This window comes from Agrobacterium sp. SOY23 (genome assembly GCF_027212525.1).
Lineage (GTDB): Bacteria > Pseudomonadota > Alphaproteobacteria > Rhizobiales > Rhizobiaceae > Agrobacterium > Agrobacterium tumefaciens_I.
Map to the genome: position 1 here is coordinate 519,697 of NZ_JAPWDT010000001.1, position 23,693 is coordinate 543,389.

19 protein-coding genes and 1 other RNA gene are annotated in these 23,693 nt (G+C 60.7%); 12 read left to right on the forward strand and 8 right to left on the reverse strand.

Annotation, left to right across the window (positions count from 1 at the left end; translation table 11 throughout):
- Positions 1-42 precede the first annotated feature (42 nt).
- On the reverse strand, positions 43-453 hold the full coding sequence (locus O3S81_RS02480) for a carboxymuconolactone decarboxylase family protein (protein ID WP_269340723.1): 411 nt from the start codon (positions 451-453) through the stop codon (positions 43-45).
- Positions 454-677: 224 nt separating this feature from the next.
- Here O3S81_RS02480 and O3S81_RS02485 point away from each other — a divergent pair, with 224 nt between their 5' ends.
- The 4 genes from O3S81_RS02485 (at position 678) to O3S81_RS02500 (ending at position 10,342) form a co-directional block, all read left to right on the forward strand.
- The gene (locus O3S81_RS02485; protein ID WP_269340725.1) at positions 678-1,841 is read left to right on the forward strand and encodes an efflux RND transporter periplasmic adaptor subunit; all 1,164 of its coding nucleotides are present in this window, start codon (positions 678-680) and stop codon (positions 1,839-1,841) included.
- Positions 1,838-4,987, forward strand: coding sequence for an efflux RND transporter permease subunit (locus O3S81_RS02490; protein ID WP_269340726.1), 3,150 nt, complete (start codon positions 1,838-1,840; stop codon positions 4,985-4,987). Before O3S81_RS02485 ends, O3S81_RS02490 begins: the two co-directional genes overlap by 4 nt.
- Before the next feature lie 134 nt (positions 4,988-5,121).
- A complete protein-coding gene (locus tag O3S81_RS02495) occupies positions 5,122-6,534 on the forward strand; it encodes an FAD-binding oxidoreductase (protein ID WP_269340727.1) in 1,413 nt (470 codons plus the stop codon).
- 91 nt (positions 6,535-6,625) lie between these two features.
- Complete coding sequence (locus O3S81_RS02500) at positions 6,626-10,342, forward strand: AsmA family protein (RefSeq protein ID WP_269340729.1); 3,717 nt, start codon at positions 6,626-6,628, stop codon at positions 10,340-10,342.
- 448 nt (positions 10,343-10,790) lie between these two features.
- On the opposite strand, the gene O3S81_RS02505 is transcribed toward O3S81_RS02500, so the two are convergent.
- The 4 genes from O3S81_RS02505 to ssrA all read right to left on the reverse strand — a co-directional run bounded on the left by O3S81_RS02505 (position 10,791) and on the right by ssrA (position 12,456).
- Positions 10,791-11,000 (reverse strand): ribbon-helix-helix domain-containing protein, encoded by a 210-nt coding sequence (locus O3S81_RS02505; RefSeq protein ID WP_269340730.1) that lies wholly within the window; start codon positions 10,998-11,000, stop codon positions 10,791-10,793.
- A 105-nt stretch (positions 11,001-11,105) separates the two neighbouring features.
- Complete coding sequence (locus tag O3S81_RS02510) at positions 11,106-11,309, reverse strand: DUF4169 family protein (protein WP_269340731.1); 204 nt, start codon at positions 11,307-11,309, stop codon at positions 11,106-11,108.
- 39 nt (positions 11,310-11,348) lie between these two features.
- Positions 11,349-11,855, reverse strand: a complete 507-nt coding sequence (locus O3S81_RS02515) for an SspB family protein (protein ID WP_269340732.1) — start codon at positions 11,853-11,855, stop codon at positions 11,349-11,351.
- Positions 11,856-12,084: 229 nt separating this feature from the next.
- Positions 12,085-12,456, reverse strand: a transfer-messenger RNA (tmRNA) gene (ssrA, locus tag O3S81_RS02520).
- Between the two features lie 142 nt (positions 12,457-12,598).
- Between ssrA and O3S81_RS02525 the strand changes: the two genes are divergently transcribed.
- From O3S81_RS02525 to O3S81_RS02555, 7 genes are all read left to right on the forward strand, one after another.
- Positions 12,599-12,907 (forward strand): DUF2853 family protein, encoded by a 309-nt coding sequence (locus tag O3S81_RS02525; protein ID WP_003522365.1) that lies wholly within the window; start codon positions 12,599-12,601, stop codon positions 12,905-12,907.
- 189 nt (positions 12,908-13,096) lie between these two features.
- Complete coding sequence (locus O3S81_RS02530; protein ID WP_269340734.1) at positions 13,097-13,891, forward strand: thymidylate synthase; 795 nt, start codon at positions 13,097-13,099, stop codon at positions 13,889-13,891.
- Positions 13,888-14,415: a dihydrofolate reductase gene (locus O3S81_RS02535; RefSeq protein ID WP_269340735.1), complete on the forward strand. Its 528-nt coding sequence runs from the start codon at positions 13,888-13,890 to the stop codon at positions 14,413-14,415. Before O3S81_RS02530 ends, O3S81_RS02535 begins: the two co-directional genes overlap by 4 nt.
- 143 nt (positions 14,416-14,558) lie before the next feature.
- The gene (gene hflK, locus O3S81_RS02540) at positions 14,559-15,677 is read left to right on the forward strand and encodes an FtsH protease activity modulator HflK (protein WP_269340737.1); all 1,119 of its coding nucleotides are present in this window, start codon (positions 14,559-14,561) and stop codon (positions 15,675-15,677) included.
- 1 nt (position 15,678) lies between these two features.
- Positions 15,679-16,593 carry a protease modulator HflC gene (gene hflC, locus O3S81_RS02545; protein ID WP_269340738.1) on the forward strand — a complete coding sequence of 305 codons (915 nt, stop codon included), beginning with the start codon at positions 15,679-15,681 and terminating at the stop codon, positions 16,591-16,593.
- Positions 16,594-16,786: 193 nt separating this feature from the next.
- Complete coding sequence (locus O3S81_RS02550; protein WP_269340739.1) at positions 16,787-18,331, forward strand: Do family serine endopeptidase; 1,545 nt, start codon at positions 16,787-16,789, stop codon at positions 18,329-18,331.
- A gap of 88 nt (positions 18,332-18,419) precedes the next feature.
- Positions 18,420-19,169 (forward strand): SDR family oxidoreductase, encoded by a 750-nt coding sequence (locus tag O3S81_RS02555; protein ID WP_269340740.1) that lies wholly within the window; start codon positions 18,420-18,422, stop codon positions 19,167-19,169.
- Between the two features lie 25 nt (positions 19,170-19,194).
- Here O3S81_RS02555 and O3S81_RS02560 read toward each other — a convergent pair whose 3' ends face one another.
- Positions 19,195-19,758: a GNAT family N-acetyltransferase gene (locus O3S81_RS02560; RefSeq protein ID WP_269340741.1), complete on the reverse strand. Its 564-nt coding sequence runs from the start codon at positions 19,756-19,758 to the stop codon at positions 19,195-19,197.
- Complete coding sequence (gene serB, locus O3S81_RS02565; RefSeq protein WP_269340742.1) at positions 19,755-20,645, reverse strand: phosphoserine phosphatase SerB; 891 nt, start codon at positions 20,643-20,645, stop codon at positions 19,755-19,757. Before serB ends, O3S81_RS02560 begins: the two co-directional genes overlap by 4 nt.
- Here serB and miaA point away from each other — a divergent pair.
- Positions 20,644-21,540: a tRNA (adenosine(37)-N6)-dimethylallyltransferase MiaA gene (miaA, locus tag O3S81_RS02570; RefSeq protein WP_269340744.1), complete on the forward strand. Its 897-nt coding sequence runs from the start codon at positions 20,644-20,646 to the stop codon at positions 21,538-21,540. The genes serB and miaA overlap by 2 nt on opposite strands.
- 6 nt (positions 21,541-21,546) lie before the next feature.
- Here miaA and O3S81_RS02575 read toward each other — a convergent pair whose 3' ends face one another.
- The gene (locus O3S81_RS02575) at positions 21,547-23,568 is read right to left on the reverse strand and encodes an ATP-binding protein (protein WP_269340746.1); all 2,022 of its coding nucleotides are present in this window, start codon (positions 23,566-23,568) and stop codon (positions 21,547-21,549) included.
- Between the last annotated feature and the right edge of the window lie 125 nt (positions 23,569-23,693).

Sequence of the window (23,693 nt, forward strand, 5' to 3'; positions counted from 1 at the left end):
TATCAACCGTCAAAACGCCTATTCCAAGGCATTTTTTAAGGCTCATGCCTTCCTGTCGGCGTCGAAAGCGGCATCCACGGGCACTTGCAGCGCCACCGCAAGCTGGTTGGTCCTGGCGGCGAGCGCGATCACCCGCATCAGATCGGCGTGCTGTTCCCTGGTCATGCCCTTGGCTTTTGCGGCCGCCGTGTGGGAATGGGCGCAATAGGAGCAGCCATTGGTGACGGACACCGCGATATAAAGCATTTCTTTCACCAGTGGATCGAGCGCCGAAGGTGTGGCCATCACTTCCTTGACCTCGGCCCAGGTTTTTTCCAGTAATTCGGGGTCGAAGGCGAGGTAGAGCCACATATTGTTGATGAAGTCCGATTTGCGGGTAGTGCGGATATCATCGAACACGGCCTTGACGCGTGGATCGGTTTCGGGATTTTGCGTTTTCGTTACGGTGCTCATGGCTTCCTCCGGCTCATTTTCCGGGGGCAGATTATCGCGTTGAAGAATATTTGCGATAAAAATGGCCTTCGCCGTGCCTTCGACGAGAATCCATCACAAATTACAATTACGTAAGAAACGGATTTGTGCGTTGCCTCGTTTCAGACGAGCGGGAATACTGCGCATGTTCCGAAGTGAGTGCTTCAGGGGCGGCTTTGTGCTGCGATGATCGACCGGAGAAATATATGCGGGTCTGGAAACAGGTGGGTGTCAGTCTTGCCGTGGTAGGGGCGGGTCTCTGTCTTTGGGGCGTTTATTCGTCCGAAGGCCGCAATCTGCTTGCCGGCATGGGGCTCGGCAAAACGCCTGCCGGTGCTATTGAACTCGCCGCATCCGGCGCGGGGACACCCGCATCGTCGGGCCAGAATGCCGGCGGCAACCGCCGTAACGGCAATGCCACGCTGGTGGTCACCGCTCCGGTAAAGACAGGCACGGTCAACGACAGGCTGAATGCCATCGGCAATGGCGAGGCGATCCAGTCGGTCGTCGTCATGCCGCAGACCTCCGGCACGCTTTCGGAAATCCGCACATCGTCCGGCGCACGCGTCGTGAAGGGGCAGGTGCTCGCCCGGCTGGATGACGAGGAGCAGGTGATCGAGCGCGACAAGGCGCAGGTCTCGCTGCGCAGCGCCGTTGAAAAATCCAACTCCTACAAGAACCTGAAATCCGTCTCCCGCCTCGATGTGCTGGATGCACAGATTGCCGAAGAGGCCGCCAAGCTTGCGCTGAGCACCGCCGAACTCAACCTCAGGCGCCGCGATATCGTCGCGCCCATCGAAGGCGTGGCCGGTATCGTCGCCGCCAATATCGGCGACAACGTCACCACACAATCAACCATCGTCAGCATCGACGACCGCTCCGAGATTCTCGTTAATTTCTGGGCGCCCGAACGGTTCGTGACTGCGATCAAACTCGGCATGTCGGTGGAGGCGACCTCCATTTCCCGCCCCGGCGAGACCTTCAGGGGCGAGGTCGAGGCAATCGACAACCGCGTCGATGAGGCAAGCCGCACCATCCGCATCCGGGCGAAGTTCGGCAATGAGAAGGACGAGCTCAGGGCCGGCATGTCCTTCGGTGTTACCATGCGTTTTGCCGGGGAGACCTATGCCTCGGTCGATCCGCTCGCCGTGCAATGGGATGCGGAAGGGGCCTATGTCTGGCGCGTCGTCGACAACCGCTCGAACAAGGTGCGGGTGCAGATCGTGCAGCGCAATCCCGATGCGGTTCTCGTCAAGGCCGAGCTGGCGGAAGGCGAGCCGGTGGTGATCGAGGGCCTGCAGCGCGTCAGGGAAGGCGGCGCGGTCCGTGTCGGCAATCAGCCGAAATCGGAGGAGGTTGCCAGCCAATGACGACGCAGCCGCCTTCCGGTCAGGATTCGAAGCTCGCCTTCACCGCACTCTTCGTGCGCCGGCCCATACTGGCAGCGGTTCTCAACACGCTGCTGGTCGTTGCCGGCCTTGCCGCGCTGGTGGGCGTTGAAGTGCGTGAATTGCCGGATGTCGACCGGCCATCGATCAGCGTCAGAACCACCTATGACGGGGCGGCTCCGGAAACCATCGATCAGGAGGTGACGCAGACCATCGAAGGCGCTGTCGCCCGCGTCAGCGGTGTCAAATCCATTGCGTCCAATTCGCAATTCGGAACCAGCCGCGTGACGATGGAATTCGGCGACAATGTCGACATGGCCGTGGCCGCGAACGATGTGCGCGACGCCATCGGCCGCATCGCCGACCAGTTGCCGGACGATGCCGACGAACCGCAAATCATCAAGGCGGATTCCGACAGCCAGCCGATCATGCGCCTTGCCGTCACCTCGTCCACGCTCAGCATGGAGGATCTGACCAAGCTGGTGGATGACGAAATCATCGACCGCCTGGCCGCCGTCGATGGCGTTGCCGATGTGGAGCTTTACGGCGATCAGGAAAAGGTTTTTCGCGTCGATCTCAACCAGGCTGCGCTCGCCAGCCGTGGTTTGACGGTGACCGATGTTTCCAACGCGCTCGCCAGCGCCGCACTGGACGTGCCGGCAGGATCGCTGAAAAGCACGACGCAGGACATCGTCGTGCGCGCCACGGCCAGGCTGACGAAGCCGGAAGATTTCTCCAACCTTCTCATCAAGAACAATATCCGCCTTCGCGACGTGGCGACCGTCATGCTGGGTGCGGACGATGAATCCACCTCGCTGCGCTCCAATGGCGTGCAGGGCGTCGGTCTCGGTATCATCCGCCAGGCGCAATCCAACACGCTCAATATTTCCACCGGCGTGAAAGCGGTCGTCGACACCATGACGGCCAATCTGCCGAAAGGCACGCAGGTCGTCGTCACCAGCGACGATGCCGTCTTTATCGAGGGCGCGCTGCACGAAGTGGAGCTGGCGCTCGGTCTTTCGGCGATCATCGTTGTCGTCGTGCTTTATCTGTTCCTGCGTGACTGGCGCGCCACCCTCATTCCGGCAATCACCATGCCGGTGGCGCTGATCGGCACCATCGTCGCCATCTACATGGTCGGCTTCTCGGTCAATATTCTGACGTTGCTCGCCATCGTTCTGGCGACGGGTCTCGTTGTCGATGATGCCATCGTGGTTCTGGAAAATATCGTGCGCCGCCGGGCGGAAGGCATGGGGCCGCGCGCCGCCGCGGTTCTCGGCACCCAGGAAGTCTTCTTCGCCGTCATCGCCACGACGGCCACACTAGCCGCCGTCTTCATTCCGCTCTCCTTCCTGCCGGGTCAGCTTGGCGGTCTGTTCCGCGAATTCGGCTTCGTGCTCGCCTTCGCCGTGGGCTTGTCCTCGATCGTGGCGCTGACGCTCTGCCCGATGCTTGCCTCGCGCATGTTGAAGCAGGGGCTGAAGGAACCGACAGGACCGCTCGCATGGTTCGGCAATGTCTTTGCCTCCACCTACAAGACGACCCTTGCCGCCTGCCTCAACAATCCGCTGATCGTTATCGTCGTTGCGCTGATCTTTTCGGGCCTGTCGTGGATCGCCTTCGGCATGATCCAGAACGAGCTGACGCCGCGCGAGGACCGCGCCTCGATCATGATGCGCATCACCGCGCCGCAGGGTGTCAGCCTCGAATATACGCGCGACCAGTTGCAGCGGATCGAGGAAAACCTGCAGCCGCTGCGCGACAGCGGTGAAATCCGCAATATCTACTCCATCACCGGCATGAATGGTTCGTCCAATACCGGTTTCATGGTGCTGACGCTCGCCCCCTGGGCGGATCGCGAGCGCACGCAGAACCAGATTGCCGCCGATGTCACCTCCGCCGCCAACAAGGTGCCGGCGCTGCGTGGCAACGCAGCGCAGCCGAACAGCTTGCGCATTCGCGGTGCCGGCAACGGGCTGCATATGGCAATGGTCGGCAGCAACTATGGAGCGCTGACCGCCGCGACGCAGAAACTGCTGCTTTCCATGGAGGAGAGCGGCCTGTTCGATACGCCGCGTTTCGATAACGAGCCCAACCAGGCGCAGCTTTCCGTCTCCATCGACCGCGAGCGCGCTTCCGATCTCGGCATCGACATCACCGGCCTGTCGCGCGCCATGCAATCGCTTCTGGAAGGGCGCTCGATCGTGGATGTCTTCGTGGATGGTGATGCGATCCCGGTCAGGCTCCTGTCCTCCACCCGGCCGATCAATGATCCGACCGATCTTGAAAACGTCTTCCTGAAAACGGGCGACGGCAAGATCGTGCCGATGTCGGTCATCGCGACGCTGAAGGAAAATGCGGTCGCGCCGCAGCTCAATCGTGAACAGCAGCTTCCCTCCGTCGGCTTCACCGCCAACCTGAAGGACGGTGTTTCGCTCGGCGAGGCGTTGCAGAAGGTCAATGAGCTGTCGCAGTCGGTCCTGCCGCCGGGCGCCCGCCTGCTGCCGCTCGGCGAGGCCGCGACGCTCGAGGAAAATTCCAGCGGCATGCTGCTGACCTTCGGTTTCGCCATCGCCATCATCTTCCTCGTGCTGGCCGCCCAGTTCGAAAGTGTTCTGAGTTCGGTCATCATCATGACCACGGTGCCGCTCGGCCTTGCCTGCGCGGTCATCGCGCTGCTGGTTACCGGATCGAGCCTCAACGTCTATAGCCAGATCGGGCTTGTGCTGCTTGTTGGCGTCATGGCCAAAAACGGCATTCTCATTGTTGAGTTCGCCAACCATCTGCGTGATCAGGGCGCGACCGTGCGCGAGGCGATCGAAAAGGCCACCAGTATCCGCCTGCGCCCTGTCATGATGACGATGATCGCCACCATTCTGGGCGGCGTGCCGCTGGTGCTGGCGCAGGGGGCGGGTGCGGAAGCGCGCATCGCGCTCGGCTGGGTCATCGTCGGCGGCCTCGGCTTCGCGACGCTGGTGACGCTTTACATCACCCCGGTCTCCTATCTGCTGATCGCCCGCTTCGCCAAACCGCAGGCGGATGAGGAAATTCACCTGCACCGCGAACTGGAACTCGCCGCCCGCCGCAAGGCGCTGGAGGAAGACAAGCCGCTGCTCGCTGCGGAATAGAATGGGGTTTTCGCCAAACCGTATCCGGCGCAATCGCGATGCTGGACAAAGCGTTAACCTTATCCCATACCACCTGACGAAATTTCGCAACGGATCGAATCCGTTACGGGTGAATGTTGCGGTGGAGATGCATGATGGCGCTGAAAGATGTGGTGGCGGGTGAGCGGAACGAAGAGGGCATAGCCTCAGTGCTTGCCGTGCTGAAGCAGCAGCTTGGTGACAGGCTCCAGACCGGACAGGCGTTTCGCGAGCAGCACGGGCACACCACCACCTACCTGACCCTGCAGGCGCCTGATGGCGTTGTCTTTGCCGAAAGCGCCGATGATGTGAAAGCCGTGGTCACGGCTTGCGCGCAGTACAGGGTGCCGGTCATTCCCTTCGGCACGGGGTCTTCGCTGGAAGGGCAGGTCAATGCGCCGAATGGCGGAATCTGCATCGATTTCAGCCGGATGAATCGCATCATTGAGGTGAATGCCGAAGATCTTGACGTGACGGTGGAGCCGGGCGTGACGCGCGAGGACCTCAATGTCTATCTGCGCGATACCGGCCTGTTCTTTCCGATCGATCCCGGCGCCAATGCCTCCATCGGCGGCATGGCCTCGACGCGGGCTTCCGGCACCAATGCCGTGCGTTACGGCACGATGAAGGACAATGTGCTGGCCGTTACTGCCGTTGTCGCCAATGGCGAGGAAATCCGCACGGCGCGGCGTGCCCGCAAGTCATCCGCCGGTTACGACCTGACCCGGCTTTTTGTCGGTGCCGAGGGTACGCTCGGCGTCATCACTTCGGTGACGTTGCGCCTGCAGGGCATTCCGGAAAAGATCGCCGGCGGCGTCTGCACGTTCGACAGTATCAAGGCGGCCTGCGATGCCGTCATTATGACGATCCAGATGGGCGTTCCGGTTGCCCGTATCGAATTGCTTGACGAGGTGCAGGTGCGCGCCTGCAACGCCTATTCCGGCCTGAACTACGCGGAAAAACCGACGCTCTTCGTGGAATTCCACGGCACGGAGGAGACGGCGGCGCTGCAATCGCAGCAATTCGCCGAGATTGCGGCCGAATGCGGCGGTGTCGATTTTCGCTGGACGAGCGATGCGGCCGAGCGCAACAAGCTCTGGAAAGCGCGGCATGACGCCTATTGGGCCTCGCGCGCACTCGCCCCGCATCTCGACGGGCTTTCCACCGATGTCTGCGTGCCGATTTCGCGGCTTGCGGATTGCGTGGTGGAAACGCAGCGGGATATTCAGGAAAACGGCTTTCTCGCGCCGATCGTTGGCCATGCGGGCGACGGTAATTTCCATGTCCTTATCCTTTTCGACGGCAAGGATGCCGAAAGTGTCGCGAAAACCGAAGCCTTCGTCGCCCGTCTCAACCGCCGCGCCATCGCCATGGACGGCACCTGCACCGGCGAACATGGCATCGGCCAGGGCAAGATGAGTTTTCTGGCCGAAGAGGCGGGAAATGCGCTCGACGTGATGCGTGCCATCAAAACGTCGCTCGATCCGGATAACATCTTCAATCCGGGCAAATTGTTCCGTCTTGTCTGATCATTCTCATATTTGATTGGTACAAAAGGCTGCTTGCCGTTAAGGCAGAAAAGAATAGGTTTGCTGCGTTCGCGAAGGGAGATGCAGGTCAGTGCTCGGGCGTATTCTGGTTTTTCTGGGCGGACTGCTGGCCGTGGTGCTGTTTTCGGCGCTGCTCATTCCCTATTTTGTCGACTGGACGGATTTCCGACGCGATTTCGAGGACCAGGCCAGCCGCATTCTGGGCAAGAAGGTGGTGGTGCATGGCCGTGTCGAGGCCCGTATCCTGCCTTTCCCGTCGGTGACGCTGCATGATGTGCGCGCCGGAACCGATGCGGATGGATCGCCGCTCATTCAGGTCGCCCGTTTTTCCATGGATGCCGAGCTTGCGCCGTTCCTTTCGGGCGAAGCGCGCATCTTCGACATGCGTATCGAGGAGCCCAAGGCCAAGATCCGGCTGCTGAAGGACGGCACGCTGGACTGGATGCGCGGCAGCCGCGCTGAAATTCCCGCCCGCACCGTGGTTCTGGAAAGCGTGCAGATCGAAGGCGGGCAGATCGAATTCATCGACGAGCAATCCGGTCGCAACCGTGTCGTGACGGGTCTCAATGCCGACATGTCCGCCAATTCGCTGGCCGGACCGTGGAAAGCGGAAGGGCGTGCTGCCGTCGACGGGCATCCGGGCTCATTCTCGCTCTCCAGCAGCGAGCCGGATTATGCCGCCGGTCGCATGGGGCTCCGGGTTCGCGTGGTGCCGGATGAACATCCGGTCGAGGTCGATCTCGATGGCGCGATTGCCGCGACAGCGGGAAAGCCCGCCTATAGTGGCTCCTTCTCTTTCAGTTTCCGTGAGGATGAAAAGCAGAAGCAGCAGGCCGGGCAATCGCTCTTTTCCTCGCCGCGCACCCGCGGCAGTTTCGAACTGACCAATGAAAGCGTGCGCATACCGAGCTACCGCATGGAACTCGGCGGCAGCGAAAATCCCTATGTCGTGACCGGCGAGGCAACGCTGGACACCGGCGCGAAGCCGGAATTCCTGCTGACGGCCGACGGCCAGCAGATCGATGTCGCCCGCTTCGCGCCGCCCGTCGTGCAGGCGGGCAAGACTTCGCGCCAGCCCACCGTCTCGGTACGCCAGCGCATCGAAGCCTTCGCCGCCATGGTGGCCCGCATTCCCGTTCCGCCGGTGCCGGGCAAGGCAAGCATCAGCCTTCCCGCACTCGTTTCCGACGACACGACCATCCGCGATATCAGGCTGGATGTGCGCCCGGAGGGGACTGGCTGGCAGGTGGTGAATGCCGTGGCCACATTGCCCGGCAGGACGCAGCTCGAAGCCAAGGGATCGCTGACGCTGCTCGGCGGCCCCGCTTTCAACGGCAATCTGCTTCTCGCCTCCAATCAGCCCTCGGGTCTGGCGAACTGGCTTTCCGGTTCCGTCGATCCGGCGATCCGGCAGCTCAATGCCGCCGGTTTTTCCGCCGATGTCTCGCTGACGACGCTCAACCAGCGTTTCGATAATCTGGAGCTTGCCATCGGCGACGCGTCGCTGAAGGGTGAGCTGGAGCGGCGCTCCGACGGCAAGACCTCCAATCTTTCCATCGATCTTGCCGGCAACGAAATCGATCTCGATGCGCTGAAGGCGCTCGGCAGCCTGGCGCTTGGCGATCAGGTCGGAAGTTCGGTCCTCGACCATCGCATCACCGCGAAATTCAAGGCCGACCGGTTCAACATGTCCGGGGTGACCGCCAATCACGTCGAGACCGCCTTCACCATGGCGGGCGGCATTCTCTCGCTTGAAAACATGACCGCCGGCGACATTGCCGGCGCGGAGGTGCGGGCGAGGGGCCAATTGCAGGGTTCGCTGCTGAAATATGCCGGCAAGGGCACGGTGAACCTGCACGCGGCGGATATGCAGCCGTTCTTCACCATGCTGCAGCAGAAATTGCCGAACCATCCGTTCCTCAGCCGTCTGGCGGCGAGCGCGCCCTGGTACGCCAATTCCGACCTTGCGGTGGATGTTTCGGTGAACAGCGAAAACGGCGGCGCCAATGTCGCCGTCTCCGGCACGGTCAATGGCAGCCGCCTGTCGGCCGTTGCCAAGATGCCGGATTTCCTGTCGATCACGGACGATACGGCCATGTCGCTGGAAGCGGTGCTGAAAAACCAGTCGACGGCCATCCTGTTCGGGCAGGCGGGGCTTGATCCGCTACCCTTCGATGCGGATGGCGAGGGGCTTTTATCCGTCAAGCTCAACGGCACGCTTGGTTCACCGGCCCAGACCGAACTCCGCTTTTCGACGGAACGCACGCATTTTTCGATGAATGGTTCCTTCGCCGTTTCGGCCGCCAATTTTGGCGAGGGCAGCGCCGATGTGGCGCTCGAAAGCGCGGATATCGAACCATATATCATCATGAACGCCATTGGCCTGCCGCAACTCGGCGGCGGCATGGCGTTGAAGGCCAATGCGAAAGTGGCGGTGGATGGGCAAAAGATCGCCCTTTCCTCCATAGGCGGGCAGGCGGGCGGCAATCCCTTCTCGGGCAATCTGACGTTCCAGCGTGCCGCGCCCTATCCCGTCGACGGCGATCTTGCGGTCAGAACGGTCGACCTCGCCTGGCTCGGGGATGCGATCTACGGCCCGGTGATCGATCCGGAAACCGGTGCGCTCAACGCCAAGCCTCTGGCCATGGCCGCTTTCCCGCAGCTCAAGGCTTCGCTTGCCTTGAAAGCGGAAAGCTTCGAGGCAGGCCCCTTCGGAACGGTTACGGGTGTTTCGGCCAAGGTCACGCATGATTCGGGCAGTCTCGCGCTGGACGATGTTGCCGGCACCTTCATGGGCGGCACATTGACGGGGCGGCTTGCCATGTCCACCGGCGAAGGCGCCGGTATTTTCCGCACCAAGATCGCGGTGGCCGACGCCAATCCGGAGCCGATCCTGTGGGCGAATGCCAACGGGCCGGTTGCGACAGGCCGGGTCGCCATTGATCTCACGGCCGAATCGACCGGCAAAAGTGTCGGTGAAATGCTGAAATCTGCCGGCGGTTCGGGTGAAATCCGGGCAGCCGGGCTGGTGCTGAAGGGGCTCAATCCCGGTGCCCTGACGCCGGTGCTGCAGGCGGCGGATGGCTTGCAGCAGCCGATCGATGCACCCAAGGTGCGCCCGCTGGTCGACCAGAGCCTTTGGCAGGGTGAAATAGCGCTCGGCGATGTGGCGCTGCCGTTCTCGCTGAATGGCGGTGCGCTTCATTTCCAGAATTTGCGTGCGGGGATCGATCCGTTGACGCTGACCGCCGATGCGACGGTCGATCTTGCGGCCTCGACTGTGAATGGCGACCTCAATCTCCTGTTTAATCCCGGTACTGAAACGGTTGCCGGCGCTGAACCGTCGGTGCGTCTGAATTACAACGGTCCGCTTGCCGCGCCGGCTTTGACGACCGATGTTTCGGCGCTCAGCAATTACCTGTCGCTCCGGGCATTCGAAAAGGAACGCCGCCGGGTGGAGGCCATGCAGGCCAGCGTTCTTGAAAAGCAGCGCCTGCGCCGCGAAGTCGCGCTTTATCGCTCCCAGGCAGCCGAGCGGCAGGCCGAGAAGGAACGGGCCGAGGCGGAAGCCAAGGCCAAGGCCGAAGAAGAGGCACGTTTGAAGGCTGCGGCCGAAGAGCGTCTGCGCCAGGAAAAGGAACAGCAGGAGCGGTTGCAGCAGCAACAGCAGCAGGAACAGGGACAGCAGCCGGCACCCGAGCGGCAGTCCATGCCGGCCCTGGTGGTGCCGCCGACGGAAAACGCGATCCGGCAACTGGCGCCGGAAAACGCTCCGGCTCAGCAGTAACAAGGGCTGGGCGGAGGAGACCATTCTCAGCTTGCTGAAGGGTGGAACCATTCCCTTAATCCGGAATGGTTCGTTGCGTCCGATTGGCAGGTCACATCAAGAGCGAAGAGGTAATCCGTACTTTCAGCTCCGAAACACCCGCCCCCTATGGCGGATGCGGATCAGCACACCTGTTGTGCGTTCCCCGGACGGCGGAAGCCGCCGATTTGTCTCGTGACGGGTCGGGGAATGAGGGGTCCGAAATACCGCTTGAAAGCAAGGCTACGCAATACGGGAATGCCTTGCAGCGCAGATTAGGCCGCCAATGTTTAATGAATACTTTCACGGCGTTACGAGTTTTTGGCAGGAATATTTGTAGTCGCGGATGGCGGGGCGGGCGCCGCGCATCGCAGATTGTGATCGGTTGCGCATGGCAGCGGGATGATGTCGTGGGGTGTGCCGGCCAGTGTCAGCGGCTTTTCAGCCAGTTCAACACATAAACCCGCAGGGATGAGGACAGATTGCTGTCGGCCGGGCGGTTGTCGTCAATTTCGGCCAGCAGTGCGGCGAAACTGATCTTGCGCCTTTCCGCGATGATTTTCAGCTCGTCCCAGAACGCATCCTCCAGCGAAATGCTGGTGCGGTGGCCGTGCAGGGTCGCGGAGTGCTTGCGGATCATCAGACTGGTCTCCGGCTGGAAATCTCACGCATATTTCGCCGGCAAACCCCTGTTTTGCGATTCTCTTCAGGGTGCATCGGCAGCCTCACCCGGCGGGGCGGATCGTCAGTCGCCGTCGGTCCTGTCATCGCCTTTTTCGAGCCGTCCCCGATCGAGCGCTTTTTCGGCTTTTTCATTCAGGGCAGAGGTGAGGTTTTTTTCCGCCTTGGTGCGGCCGAAGGACAGGCGGTTCTGTTCCGCCTGTTTTTCTTTTTCGCTACGGGCTTTCTGTTTCCGAAACTGACGCAGATTGACGATATCGGCCGCCATGGGGATATGTCTCCTCGGGTCTTGCGGTCAGGCAGGCCGTTACTGCTTCTTGCGGAAGGCATCCAGCGAAACGACGGAGCCTTCCTTCTTTTCCTCGCCGGATTTGGGCGTCTCGGAAGCGGGCTTTGCTTCCTGGGACACGGGGTAGGCGGTGATTTCGGCGTCTTCCAACTCTTCTTCGTCCGCCAGGGGCACATCGAACTCAAGTTCGAAATTGACGGAAGGATCGTAGAAACCGCGAATGGCGTTATAGGGAATAACCAGCTTTTCCGGCGTATCGGAGAAGGACAGGCCGATTTCGAAGCCGATTTCCGTCACCTTCAGATCCCAGAACTGATGCTGGATAACAATCGTCATCTGCTCGGCATATTTCGCCTTGAGGTGCTGGGAAATCCGCACGCCCGGTGCGCCGGTCAAAAAGGTAATGAAGAAGTGGTGGTCGCCGGGCAGGCGGCCGGTTGCGGCCACTTCACCCAAAACCTTGCGAATAACGCCGCGAAGGGCATCCTGTGCGAGAATGTCGTAACGGATATGATCCTGCCCCATGCGGTCCTGTCTTTCCCTTATTCGAACGTCTTTTCATGCACGGCGCGGCTTGCGCGCCAAGGACGCTGTAACACTTTGAATCTTCGCGCAATCCTCAAGCCGGGATCAATCCCGATGCCGATGCCTGCGCGTTGGCCAAGTATACGCAATGTCCCGAACGGCAGCAACGGAAAAGCCGACGCCGTCCGCAAGTCAGCTATCATATAATCAATTCAGGCAAAATGGAGAAGGTGGAGGTTTCTGTTGCCAGGTACCTCCGAACCCCGCCTTACGGGGCTAACCGTAAGGACTTTAGAGCGGAATTCCCGCACCGCCATTAGGCAGCGAGAGCATATTCCTTAGCGTTGTTGTCGTTTGCAACTACACTTGTGACCCGATAACGGCGGTATCATGCCGAGCAAAAGTTCGATCTTTACGCCCTTGTCGATCCTATTTCGCCCCCATCAAAAGCCGGCCTGTTTTGAAGAAGCCGCCGGTTTTTGGTGGAGGCGCCGGGTACCGCCCCCGGGTCCAATAGGTTTATTACACCGACCGTTTATCGCCATAGCCGGGTTGCCCCGGCAAGGCTCATATAGGCGTTTCGGCCGCCTGAGAAAAGGGGGGCGATGACAATTCCATGAAAAGGTTTCGTGATTGCAGCCTGCAATTTAGACTATTCTTGACGACGAGGGATTGCTGTCCCATTCTCCCTGCAACCGGTCACCAGAAGCAACACCGGGCCGGGGACACACGAAGGAGTGGACATGACCGACTATCTCGCAGATGTGAAGAAATACGATGCAGCAGCCGATGAAGCCGTTGTTGGCAAGATCGTCAAGCATCTCGGCATTGCCTTGCGCAACCGGGATTCATCGCTGGTGTCCGCTTCCGATCCGGAAGAGCTTGCACGTGTCAAGGCGAGCTGGTGCGGCAAGAAGCTCGGCGTGACCGATGGTACAGCCGATCAGGCGATCGACGCCGTCGCAAAAGCCATGGCCGCCGACCGCTCCAAGTCGCGCGTGACCTTTTATTATCTGGTCGCCAAGGAACTGGGTAAGCTCCAGTCGCTTTGATTTGAGCCGGGGATAGCCCGCAATAGGTGATTGGTTCTGCCGCCCTGTGCTATTATATTCCCTGAACTTCTGGAGCGTTGTGTATCCCTGCGGACGCGTAACGCTCCAGTTTCGTGAGGAAATTCATCGTGCTTTCCGAAAATCGATTCGGTTTTCGGGCCGGTGCTTTGAGAATCGGCGGCAGAACGCATGAAACAATATCTCGATCTTCTCCGGCATGTGATGGAAACCGGCTCCGACCGCGGAGACCGCACCGGCACCGGCACGCGCTCGGTCTTCGGTTACCAGATGCGTTTCGACCTTTCCGAAGGCTTTCCGGTTCTCACCACCAAGAAGCTGCATCTGCGCTCCATCATCCATGAGCTGCTGTGGTTCCTGAAGGGCGACACCAATATCGCCTATCTCAAGGAAAATGGCGTTTCCATCTGGGATGAATGGGCCGATGAGAACGGTAATCTCGGCCCGGTCTATGGTGCGCAATGGCGCTCCTGGCCGGCACCGGACGGCCGCCATATCGACCAGATCGCGCTTCTGATCGAGGCGCTTAAAACCAATCCCAATTCCCGCCGCCACATCGTTTCGGCCTGGAACCCGGCGCTGGTGGATGAGATGGCGCTGCCGCCGTGCCATTGCCTGTTCCAGTTCTATGTTTCGGACGGCAAGCTCTCCTGCCAGCTTTACCAGCGCTCGGCCGATATTTTCCTCGGCGTGCCCTTCAACATCGCCTCCTACGCGCTGCTGACGCTGATGGTGGCGCAGGTGGTGGGCCTGAAGCCCGGCGATTTCGTTCATACGCTGGGCGATGCGCATATCTATGCCAACCATTTCGAACAGGCGCGGCTGCAGATGACGCGCACGCCAAAGGCCCTGCCGACCATGCGCCTCAACCCGGATGTGAAGGACCTTTTTGCCTTTAAGTTCGAGGACTTTACGCTGGAAAACTACGAAGCCGATTCATCCATCAAGGCGCCGATCGCGGTATGAGCGAGCCACGCGTCACCCTCATCGTTGCGGTCTCTGAAAACGGCGTCATCGGCCGCGATCTCGACATGCCGTGGAAGCTCTCCACCGATCTGAAGCGCTTCAAGGCGGTGACGATGGGCAAGCCGCTCATCATGGGCCGCAAGACGTTTCTCTCCGTCGGCGAGCGCCCCCTTCCGGGCCGCCCGCATATCATCGTCAGCCGCAATCCCGACTATCGGCCCGAAGGCGTGGATGTCGTCTCGTCGCTGGACGAGGCCCTGAAGCTTGCAAAAACGAAGGCTGCGGAACTGGGCGTTGACGAGGTTTTCGTCGCCGGTGGCGGCGAGATTTACCGTCAGGCCATGCCCTTTGCCGATCAACTTTCCGTCACCCATGTGGCCGTAAAACTCGACGGCGACACTTTTTTCCCGGAAATCGATCCTGCCGTTTTTGAGAAAACCGAGGAAATCCCCGCTCCCGCAGGGGAAAAGGATAATTATCCGGTTCTGTTCACCACTTATGTGAGAAGAGCCGCGTCAAAGTGAACTATTTACCCTGATTGGGTATTTAGTTACCACCTCTGCGTTGAAACGGGCGCTTCTCCTTCCTATAACGGGTCGATATTCCCGCCGCACGCGAGCAATCGCTTTCGAACGGGGCCGGGAGAGGCTTTTATAAAGAGGTATTGATGCCCTGGAGCAATCAGAATGGCGGCGGCGGCCCTTGGGGCGGCGGCGGTGGCGGAAACAATCAGGGCGGCGGTGGCGGCCCGTGGGGGCAGGGGCCTAACCGGCCTCGCGGCGGTGGCGGCGGCAATGGCGGCCCGCCCGATCTGGAAGAGATCATCCGGCGCAGCCAGGACCGTTTCAAGAATGTGCTGCCCGGCGGCTTCAATGGCGGCGCGGTTGCCATCGTGGTTCTCGTCGTACTGGTTTTCCTCGGCATCCAGTCCATCTATACCGTCCAGCCGGACGAGCGCGGCGTCGAGCTGCGTTTCGGCCGTCCGAAGGACGAAATCTCGATGCCCGGCCTGCATTTCCATCTGTGGCCGATCGAGACGGTTGAAATCGTCAAGGTCACCGAGCAGCAGCAGAATATCGGCTCGCGCGCTTCGTCCTCTTCTTCGAGCGGCGTGATGCTGACGGGCGACCAGAACATCGTCAATGTGCAGTTCTCGGTGCTCTATACGGTTTCCGATCCGAAATCCTATCTCTTCAACGTCGACAGCCCGGCAGAAACCCTGCAGCAGGTTTCCGAAAGCGCCATGCGCGAAGTCGTCGGCCGTCGTCCGGCGCAGGATATCTTCCGCGATAACCGTCAGGCGATTGCGGCGGATGTGCGCGCCATCATTCAGTCCACCATGGACGGTTATGGCGCCGGCATTTCCATCAATGCCGTGGCCATCGAAGATGCGGCACCGCCGCGCGAAGTGGCCGACGCCTTCGACGAAGTGCAGCGTGCTGAACAGGACGAAGACCGATTCGTTCAGGAAGCCAACCAATACGCCAACCAGAAGCTCGGTGCCGCACGCGGTCAGGCCGCGCAGATCCTCGAAGAAGCGAACGCCTACAAGTCGCGCGTCGTCAACGAGGCACAGGGTGAGGCGCAGCGCTTCATTTCCATCTATGACCAGTATCGCACGGCGCCGGATGTGACCCGTCAGCGCATGTTCCTGGAAACGATGGAGCAGGTTCTGAAGGGTTCCAACAAGATCATCATCGATGAGAAACAGGGCGTGGTGCCTTATCTGCCTCTGAACGAGATCATGCGCAACAATCCGGGCGCAGCACAGCAGGGAGGCAACTGATATGAACAACCGTCTTACGGCCGTTCTCATCGGTCTCGCCCTCGTGTTTTTCTTCGCCTATTCCTCGATTTTCGTCGTCAACGAGCGCCAGCAGGCCATCGTTGTCCGCTTCGGTGAAATCCAGGATGTGAAAACCGCGCCGGGCCTCTATTTCAAGCTGCCCTTCGCATTCATGGATGCCGACCGGGTCCAATATATCGAGAACCGGGCGCTGCGCTTCGATCACGACAATATTCGTGTTCAGGTGTCCGGCGGCAAGTTCTATGAGGTCGATGCCTTCGTGGTCTATCGCATCACGGATGCACGCCGCTTCCGGCAGACGGTCTCGGGTGACCAGATGTCGGCGGAATCGCGCCTGCGCACCCGTCTCGACGCATCGCTGCGCCGGGTCTACGGTCTGCGCGGCTTCGAATCGGCACTTTCGGATGCGCGTGCATCGATGATGCAGGAAGTGCGTGACGATCTGCGTCCCGATGCGGAATCGCTCGGCATCAGCATCGTCGATGTCCGCATCCGCCGCACCGACCTCACGCAGGAAGTCTCGCAGCAGACCTTCGAACGCATGAAGTCGGAACGTCTGGCCGAGGCCGAACTGATCCGCGCCCGTGGTAACGAAGAGGCACAGCGCCGCCGCGCCATCGCCGACCGTCAGGTCGTGGAACTGGAATCCGACGCCCGCCGTCAGTCCGAAGTTCTGCGCGGTGAAGGCGATGCCGAGCGCAACAAGGTGTTCGGTGAGGCTTTCCAGCGCGATCCGAACTTCTTCGAGTTCTATCGCTCCATGTCTGCTTATGCCAATGCGCTGAACGGCAACGGCACGACGCTGGTCCTGTCCCCGGATTCGACCTTCTTCCGTTATTTCAACAATATCGACGGTGCGGCTCCGGCTGCGCCTAAGCCGGCGCCGGCGAACTGATAACGGATCGAATGATTTTGAAGGGGCCGGTTTTTACCGGCCCTTTCTTTTTACTCCGTTTTCGTGCCAAAGCTTCAGCAATGGATGAGCGCCCGCCCGCCTGTTCACGAAAAGGTATTTTTACACTTCATCATTCCGCCTTATGCTTTGACGATATATGCAGGGCATGACGATTTGAAACGCGAGGACGCTTATGGCCGTGACCCTTCTTTCGCCTTTTCGCAGCAGCATTGCCGCAGTTGCGGGCATTGCGCTTGTGGCGGGCAGCCTTTCGGCGCCGGTTGCGGCAAGAGCGCAGAGCCATGGGCCGGAATCGGTGGCCGATCTTGCCGAGCCGCTTCTTGATGCGGTGGTGAATATTTCCACTTCGCAGAACGTCAAGACCGAGGGCAAGGGCCCGGTTCCGCCGAAGCTGCCGGAAGGCTCGCCCTTCCAGGAATTTTTCAAGGATTATTTCGACAGCCAGAAGCCGGAAGGTGGCGAGAAGGTCAATTCGCTCGGGTCAGGTTTCGTGATCGATCCGGCCGGTTATGTCGTGACCAACAACCACGTCATCGAGGGTGCCGATGCCATCGAGGTGATTTTCCCGAATGGCTCGAAGCTCAAGGCGACGCTGGTTGGCACCGATACCAAGACCGATCTTTCCGTCCTGAAGGTGGAGCCGAAAACGCCGCTGAAGGCCGTCAAGTTCGGCGATTCGCGCAGCATGCGCATCGGCGACTGGGTGATGGCGATCGGTAACCCCTTCGGGCTCGGCGGCTCGCTGACCGTGGGTGTCATTTCCGCGCGCGGACGCAATATCAATGCCGGCCCCTACGACAATTTCATCCAGACGGATGCGGCGATCAACAAGGGCAACTCCGGCGGCCCGCTCTTCAACATGAAGGGCGAGGTGATCGGCATCAATACGGCGATCATTTCGCCGAGCGGTGGTTCGATCGGTATCGGTTTTGCCGTGCCGACGGAGCTTGCCCAGAATATCGTGCAGCAGCTCATCGAATTCGGTGAGACCCGTCGCGGCTGGCTCGGCGTTCGTGTCCAGCCCGTCACCGATGACGTGGCCGCGAGCCTCGGCATGGACAGCGCCAAGGGTGCGCTGATCTCCGGCGTGGCCAAGGGCGGACCGGTGGAGAACGGCCCGATCCAGGCTGGCGATGTCGTGTTGAAATTCGACGGCAAGGATATTCACGAAATGCGCGATCTCCTGCGCATCGTGGCGGAAAGCCCGGTCGGCAAGGAAGTCGATGTGGTCGTCTATCGCGATGGCAAGGAAGAGACCGTGAAGGTCAAGCTCGGCCAATTGCAGGATACGACCGACGAAAAGGCCTCGACCGAGAATCAGCAGAGCGAAGACGGCGATGGTGGCGTGGTCGCCCCTGAAGACAATGACGGTGGCGACGATCAGGCGCAGGACCAGACGCCGGAAGTGCGCGAAGCGCCGCAGAGCGTGCTCGGCATGAACCTCGTGGTGCTGAGCAATGAGCTGCGCGCGGAAAAAGGCATTGCCGAAAGCGTGGAAGGCGTGCTGGTCGCAAGCGTCGATACCGGTTCTCCCGCCGAACAGAAGGGCATGAAGGCCGGCGACGTCATCGTTGAGGTCGGGCAGGATTTCATGGAAGTTCCCGGCGACGTGCTGGTGCGTGTGAACGGCCTGAAATCCGAAGGCCGCAAGAATGCGCATATGATGGTGGCGGATGCCCAGGGCAATCTGCGCGTGGTGGCGCTGCCGCTGGAATAAATGCTTTTCGCCCGATCCGTCAGGAATCGGGTGGTCGCGGCCCTGTTATCTCTTTATCCCTTGGTCTCCAGCAAAGGAGGCCAAGGATATGAAATTACTCGAAAACAAGGTTGCCATCATCACCGGCGCGTCATCCGGCATCGGCCGGGCGACGGCGATGCTGTTTGCCGCTCAAGGCGCGGCAGTCGTCATCAATGCGCGTGGCGAAAAGGCGCTGCAGGAGGTTGCGGCTGATATTCGTGAGGCGGGTGGCCGTGTCCACACGGTTGTGGGCGATGCCATTGTGGCGGAAACCCATTCTCGGTTGGCGGATGCGGCCGTGAGCGTTTTCGGTGGCCTTGATATCGCCGTTAACAATGCCGGTGCGGTGGGGGCCATGAAGCCGCTGGCGGAGATTTCGCCCGAGGAATGGGAGCATGTGCTCACCGCCAATCTCACCTCCGCTTTTCTTGGCGCACGTTGCCAGATCCCGCCGATGCTGACGCGGGGTGGCGGTTCCATTGTCTTTACGTCAAGCTTTGTTGGCACCAGCGTCGGCATACCGGGCATGGCGGCTTATGGAACGGCGAAAGCGGCGCTGATGGGGCTGGTGAAAGGCATTACCGCCGATTATGCCGTCAGCGGTATTCGCGCAAATGCGCTTCTGCCTGGCGGGGTCGATACTCCCATGGCCGGAGATGCGGCCCAGAAGGAATGGGCCGCCGGCCTGCATGCGATGAAACGCATCGCTGAGCCGGAGGAAATTGCGCAGGCAGCGCTTTTTCTCGCCAGCCCGATGGCGAGCTTCGTGGCCGGTGCCGCATTGTTTGCCGATGGTGGCAATGCCGCGGTGAAATGATTTTCGGAACTGGCGGGCAGGCGTCTTATCGCGCCCGCCATTCCTCCAGCGTCAGCGCATAGGTGACGTGCGGCCGCAGATGCGGGTGCGTCTCTTCCGGTACGCGCGGATGGTCGAAATCACGGGAAGGGTCACGTTTCAGGCCGATGCGTTCCATCACCGCCGTCGAACGGTGGTTGTTGTGGACGGCGAAGGAAACGATCTCCGGCGTCTCCTTTTCATCGAAAGCCATGACGAGCAGCGATTGCGCGGCCTCGGTGACATAGCCATGACCCCAGAAGCGGGTGGCAAGCCGCCAGCCGATTTCCATGGTGCCGATCGGGAAGGGCGGATCGAGGTTCAAGACGGGCGATATGCCGCAGAACCCCATGACTTCGCCGGTCTCGCGCAGTTCCATGGCATAAAAGCCGTAACCGCTGCCGCGGATCATGCCATTGATGGTTTCCAGCACCGCATCCGCTTCCGCATGGCTGCGGCGGAAGGGGAAAAATTCCATGACCTTCTCGTCCGCATTGATTTCGCGGAACAGGTCGCGGTCGCTCTCCTTCCACTCGCGCAGAATGAGTCTCTGTGTTTCGCGGATGATCATGGAGTGACAAAATCCGTCTTGCGATAACCCTGAATGTAAAGAAGTGCGGTCAGGTCGCCATGGTCGATGCGCATCTGTGCTTCTGCGGCCACGGCCGGCTTGGCGTGAAGGGCAACACCGGCACCGGCCAGATGCAGCATGCCGAGATCGTTGGCGCCATCGCCCACTGCCATTGCCTCTTCCGGCGAAATGCCGAGCGTTGTGGCGATGTCGTTCAGCGCGTCCACCTTGGCCTGTTTGCCGAGGATGGGTTCGGCAACGGTTCCGTCAAGCGCGCCATTGGCTTCGCCGAGCAGATTGGCGCGGTTCTCATCGAAACCGAGCATCGCAGCGACACGGCCGGTGAAGACAGTGAAACCGCCGGAGACGAGGGCCGTGTAATAACCCTTTGCCTTCATGGTGGCGATCAGCTCCTTGCCACCCGGTGTGAGGGTGATGCGCTTTTCGATGACGTCGTCGATGACGGAGACCGGCAGGCCCTTCAGCAGCGCCACGCGCTCGCGCAGAGCCGGTTCGAAAGCGATCTCACCATTCATGGCGCGGGCGGTGATGGCGGAGACCTTGTCCTTCAGCCCGACTTCGGCGGCCAGCTCATCGATGCATTCCTGGCCGATCATGGTCGAATCCATGTCGGCGATCAGCAGCTTCTTGCGCCGTTGGTCCTGTTCCTGGATGACGATATCGATGGGTTGTCCGGCAAGCGTGGCTGCAATCGCGCTGCGTGCCTGTTCGGCTGCGGTGCCGGAGGGCAGGGAGATATCGCAGGCTATGCCATCGGCCAGCCAATAAAGGCCCGATGCATTGACGGCCTTTGCGGCGGCTTCGCCGAGGGCCGGTGTCAGAACAGGATTTGACGGATTGGCGATAAGCGTGGCAACGAGAGCCATGATGAAAAACCTTGATCAGAATTTTGATGCGATCCTGATAACCGGCCCGACGGCAAGCGGCAAGTCCGCGCTTGCGCTTCGTCTGGCGCGGGAGCGGAACGGTGTCGTCATCAATGCCGACAGCATGCAGGTTTACGACACGCTGCGGGTACTGACCGCCCGGCCTTCCGAGGACGAAATGCAGGGTGTGCCGCACTGTCTTTATGGCCATGTGCCGGCCAGCAGCGCCTATTCAACCGGCGAATGGCTGCGGGATATTTCCAGCCTGCTTTCGAAACTGCGCGGTGAGGGGCGCTTTCCGGTCATCGTTGGCGGCACGGGGCTTTATTTCAAGGCGCTGACCGGTGGCCTTTCCGACATGCCCGCCATTCCCGATGACATCCGCGAGGGGCTGCGCGCCCGGCTGATCGAAGAGGGGGCGGCAAAGCTGCATGCCGAATTGGTGAGCCGCGATCCGTCCATGGCGGAGACGCTGCAGCCGGGAGATGGCCAGCGTATCGTGCGGGCGCTGGAAGTGCTCGAGGCGACGGGAAAATCGATCCGCGATTTTCAGCGTGCCAGCGGCCCGGTGATCGTCGATCCCGAGCGGGCGCAGAAATTTGTCGTGCTGCCGGAGAGGCCGGTGCTGCATGACCGCATCAACCGCCGTTTCGAAGCGATGATGGAAAGCGGTGCGGTGGAGGAGGTGCAGGCGCTTCTCGCGCTCAATCTAGCACCCGATGCAACGGCGATGAAGGCAATCGGCGTTGCCCAGATCGCCGACATGCTGGCCGGACGCATGAGTGAGGCGGAGGTGATCGAAAGATCGGCGGCCGCGACCCGTCAATATGCCAAACGGCAGATGACCTGGTTCCGCAACCAGATGGGCGACGACTGGACGCGTATCCAGCCGTAAATGGGCTCAATCCTTGCGGTAGAGGCTGCCGAGCGGCTTCTTCAGCAGGCTTTCGCGCAGCGAAGGGCGTGTCTCGCCAGGTGGCGGGCCATTCTGCGCCTGCATCTGGAAACCGGCCCTGCGCAATTCGTTGACGGCGCCGGAGGCGGTGTCGGTTGGCGCCGGGTTTGGTGAGGCGGAGAGTGCGCGTCCGGGCAGCATGTCCGGCCGGTAGGGTTCATAGCCCTCCGTTGCGCCCGTGCCCGGCTCCCGACCCAGTTCCCGCTTCCAGCTGTCGATCTCCTCCGTCGCCCGGCCTGGGGCTGCCGGCTCCGGCAGATCGGAAAAGGCCGCCTCGACGCTCTGCTGGAAGCCGGTGATGACCGGCTTGGCTGCGGCGCGCATGCGGGTGACGATGCTGTTCAGGTCGACCGTATCGGGTGTTTCGTGGTTCGCGTGGCTGGCGGTGCCGCTTGCCTTCGGCAATTTGACCGTAGGCACGCGGTCGAAACGCATGCGCATCGGCACGTTCACGGCCTCGCCGAAAGCGATGGCTTCGCCATTGCCGATGGACGAGAGAAAATTCGTGGTCGAGGTCGATGCGTTCGGCACGGCGGAAAGAATGATCTTCTGGTCGATCTCGTTCGAGAGCCGCATGGCAAACACGGTCGAGCATTGCGAGAGGATCGTCTGGTCCAACTCGCTGGGGCGTTGGCTGATGACGCCGAGTGAAATGCCGTATTTACGGCCTTCCTTGGCGATCTGGGCGATGGATTGCCGGGTGGGGAAAAAGCCGCGCTCCGGGTCGGCCGGGACATAACGATGCGCTTCTTCGCAGACGACGAGCATATGCAGCGAACCGCGCGCCAGCACCGCCAGTTCGAAGGACATGCGGCAGAGCACCGAGACCACCGAATTCACCACTTCGGAGGGGATGCCGGAGAGCTGGAAAACCGAAATCGGCTTGCCATCCCCCGGGATGCGGAAGATATGCGCGACCGTCTCCAGAATATTGTCGTTGATCGTATTGCTGGAGAACATGAAATTATAGCGCGTATCGTTGATGGCCGAGAGAATGCGGCCTTTCAGCGTGCGCAATGCGGGTTTTTCACCGCGCCCTTCCAGTCGGCCGATGCGCTCGTCAATGAGGGCGAGAAGATCGGCCATGCGGTATGGCACAGGCGTATCCGGCGTGATCGCACTCTTGTCTGAGGTGCGGCGAACGGCGGAACCTTCCGTGCCGCGAAATGCCTTTTTCGCTTCCGGAATGAGATCGCGAAGAACATCCATCTCTTCCGGCGCCGGCTTGCGGCCGCGGAAAATGACTTCTGCGAACTCTTCGAGACGCATCAGCCAGAAGGGAAGGTCGAGCGTATCGGTATCGATGACGACGGAATGATCGGGAAAGGCGGCGGCGAATTCATTGTGCGGATCGAGAATAAGGACACGCAGCTTCGGATCGGTCTCGATCGCCTTGTTCAGCAGCAGCGAAACGGCGGTAGTCTTGCCGACGCCGGTCGAGCCGACGACGGCGAAATGTTTGGCGAGCATCTGCGGAATGCTGATGCTGGCGTTGATGGTTTCGTCCTGTGTCAGCTTCCCGACGACGCAGGCATCGCGCTTGCCGCTGTCGTAAATCTTCACGAGGTCGCCGGTGCGGATGCGATGCGCCACCGCGCCGAGATAGGGGTAACGGGAGATGCCGGTGGAAAAGCGTTCACTGCCGTCTTCGGTACGATAGACCTCACCCACGAGTTCAACGTCGATCAGCAGCCTGTTCGGCTTGTCCGCTGCCCAATGGTCCTCGCCGGTGCGCATGGAAAAGACCAGTGCGGCGACCCGGCTCGTACCCATCTCGATGGAAATCAGGCGTCCGACGGACCAGAGCTGCGACACATCGGTGGAGCCGGGTTCCGTTTCGGCGGCAATGGTGGCGTGCGCGCCGTTACAGGCGATGACGCGACCCAGCATTCGGTTCGCCGGCTGCTGGCTGGCGCGACGTTCGTTTTCGTCCGTGCGGGACGCATTATGAAGCGGGTCGTTATTCACATTTTTTCCCGGTACTTGCAGATGATCGCGGTGGTTCGGGCAGCTTCTGCGGCTGCCATGTTAAAAGATTATGCTTAACAACATGTGTACTGGGTGCGTTCGAAAATTTCGCCGAAACGCCCTTT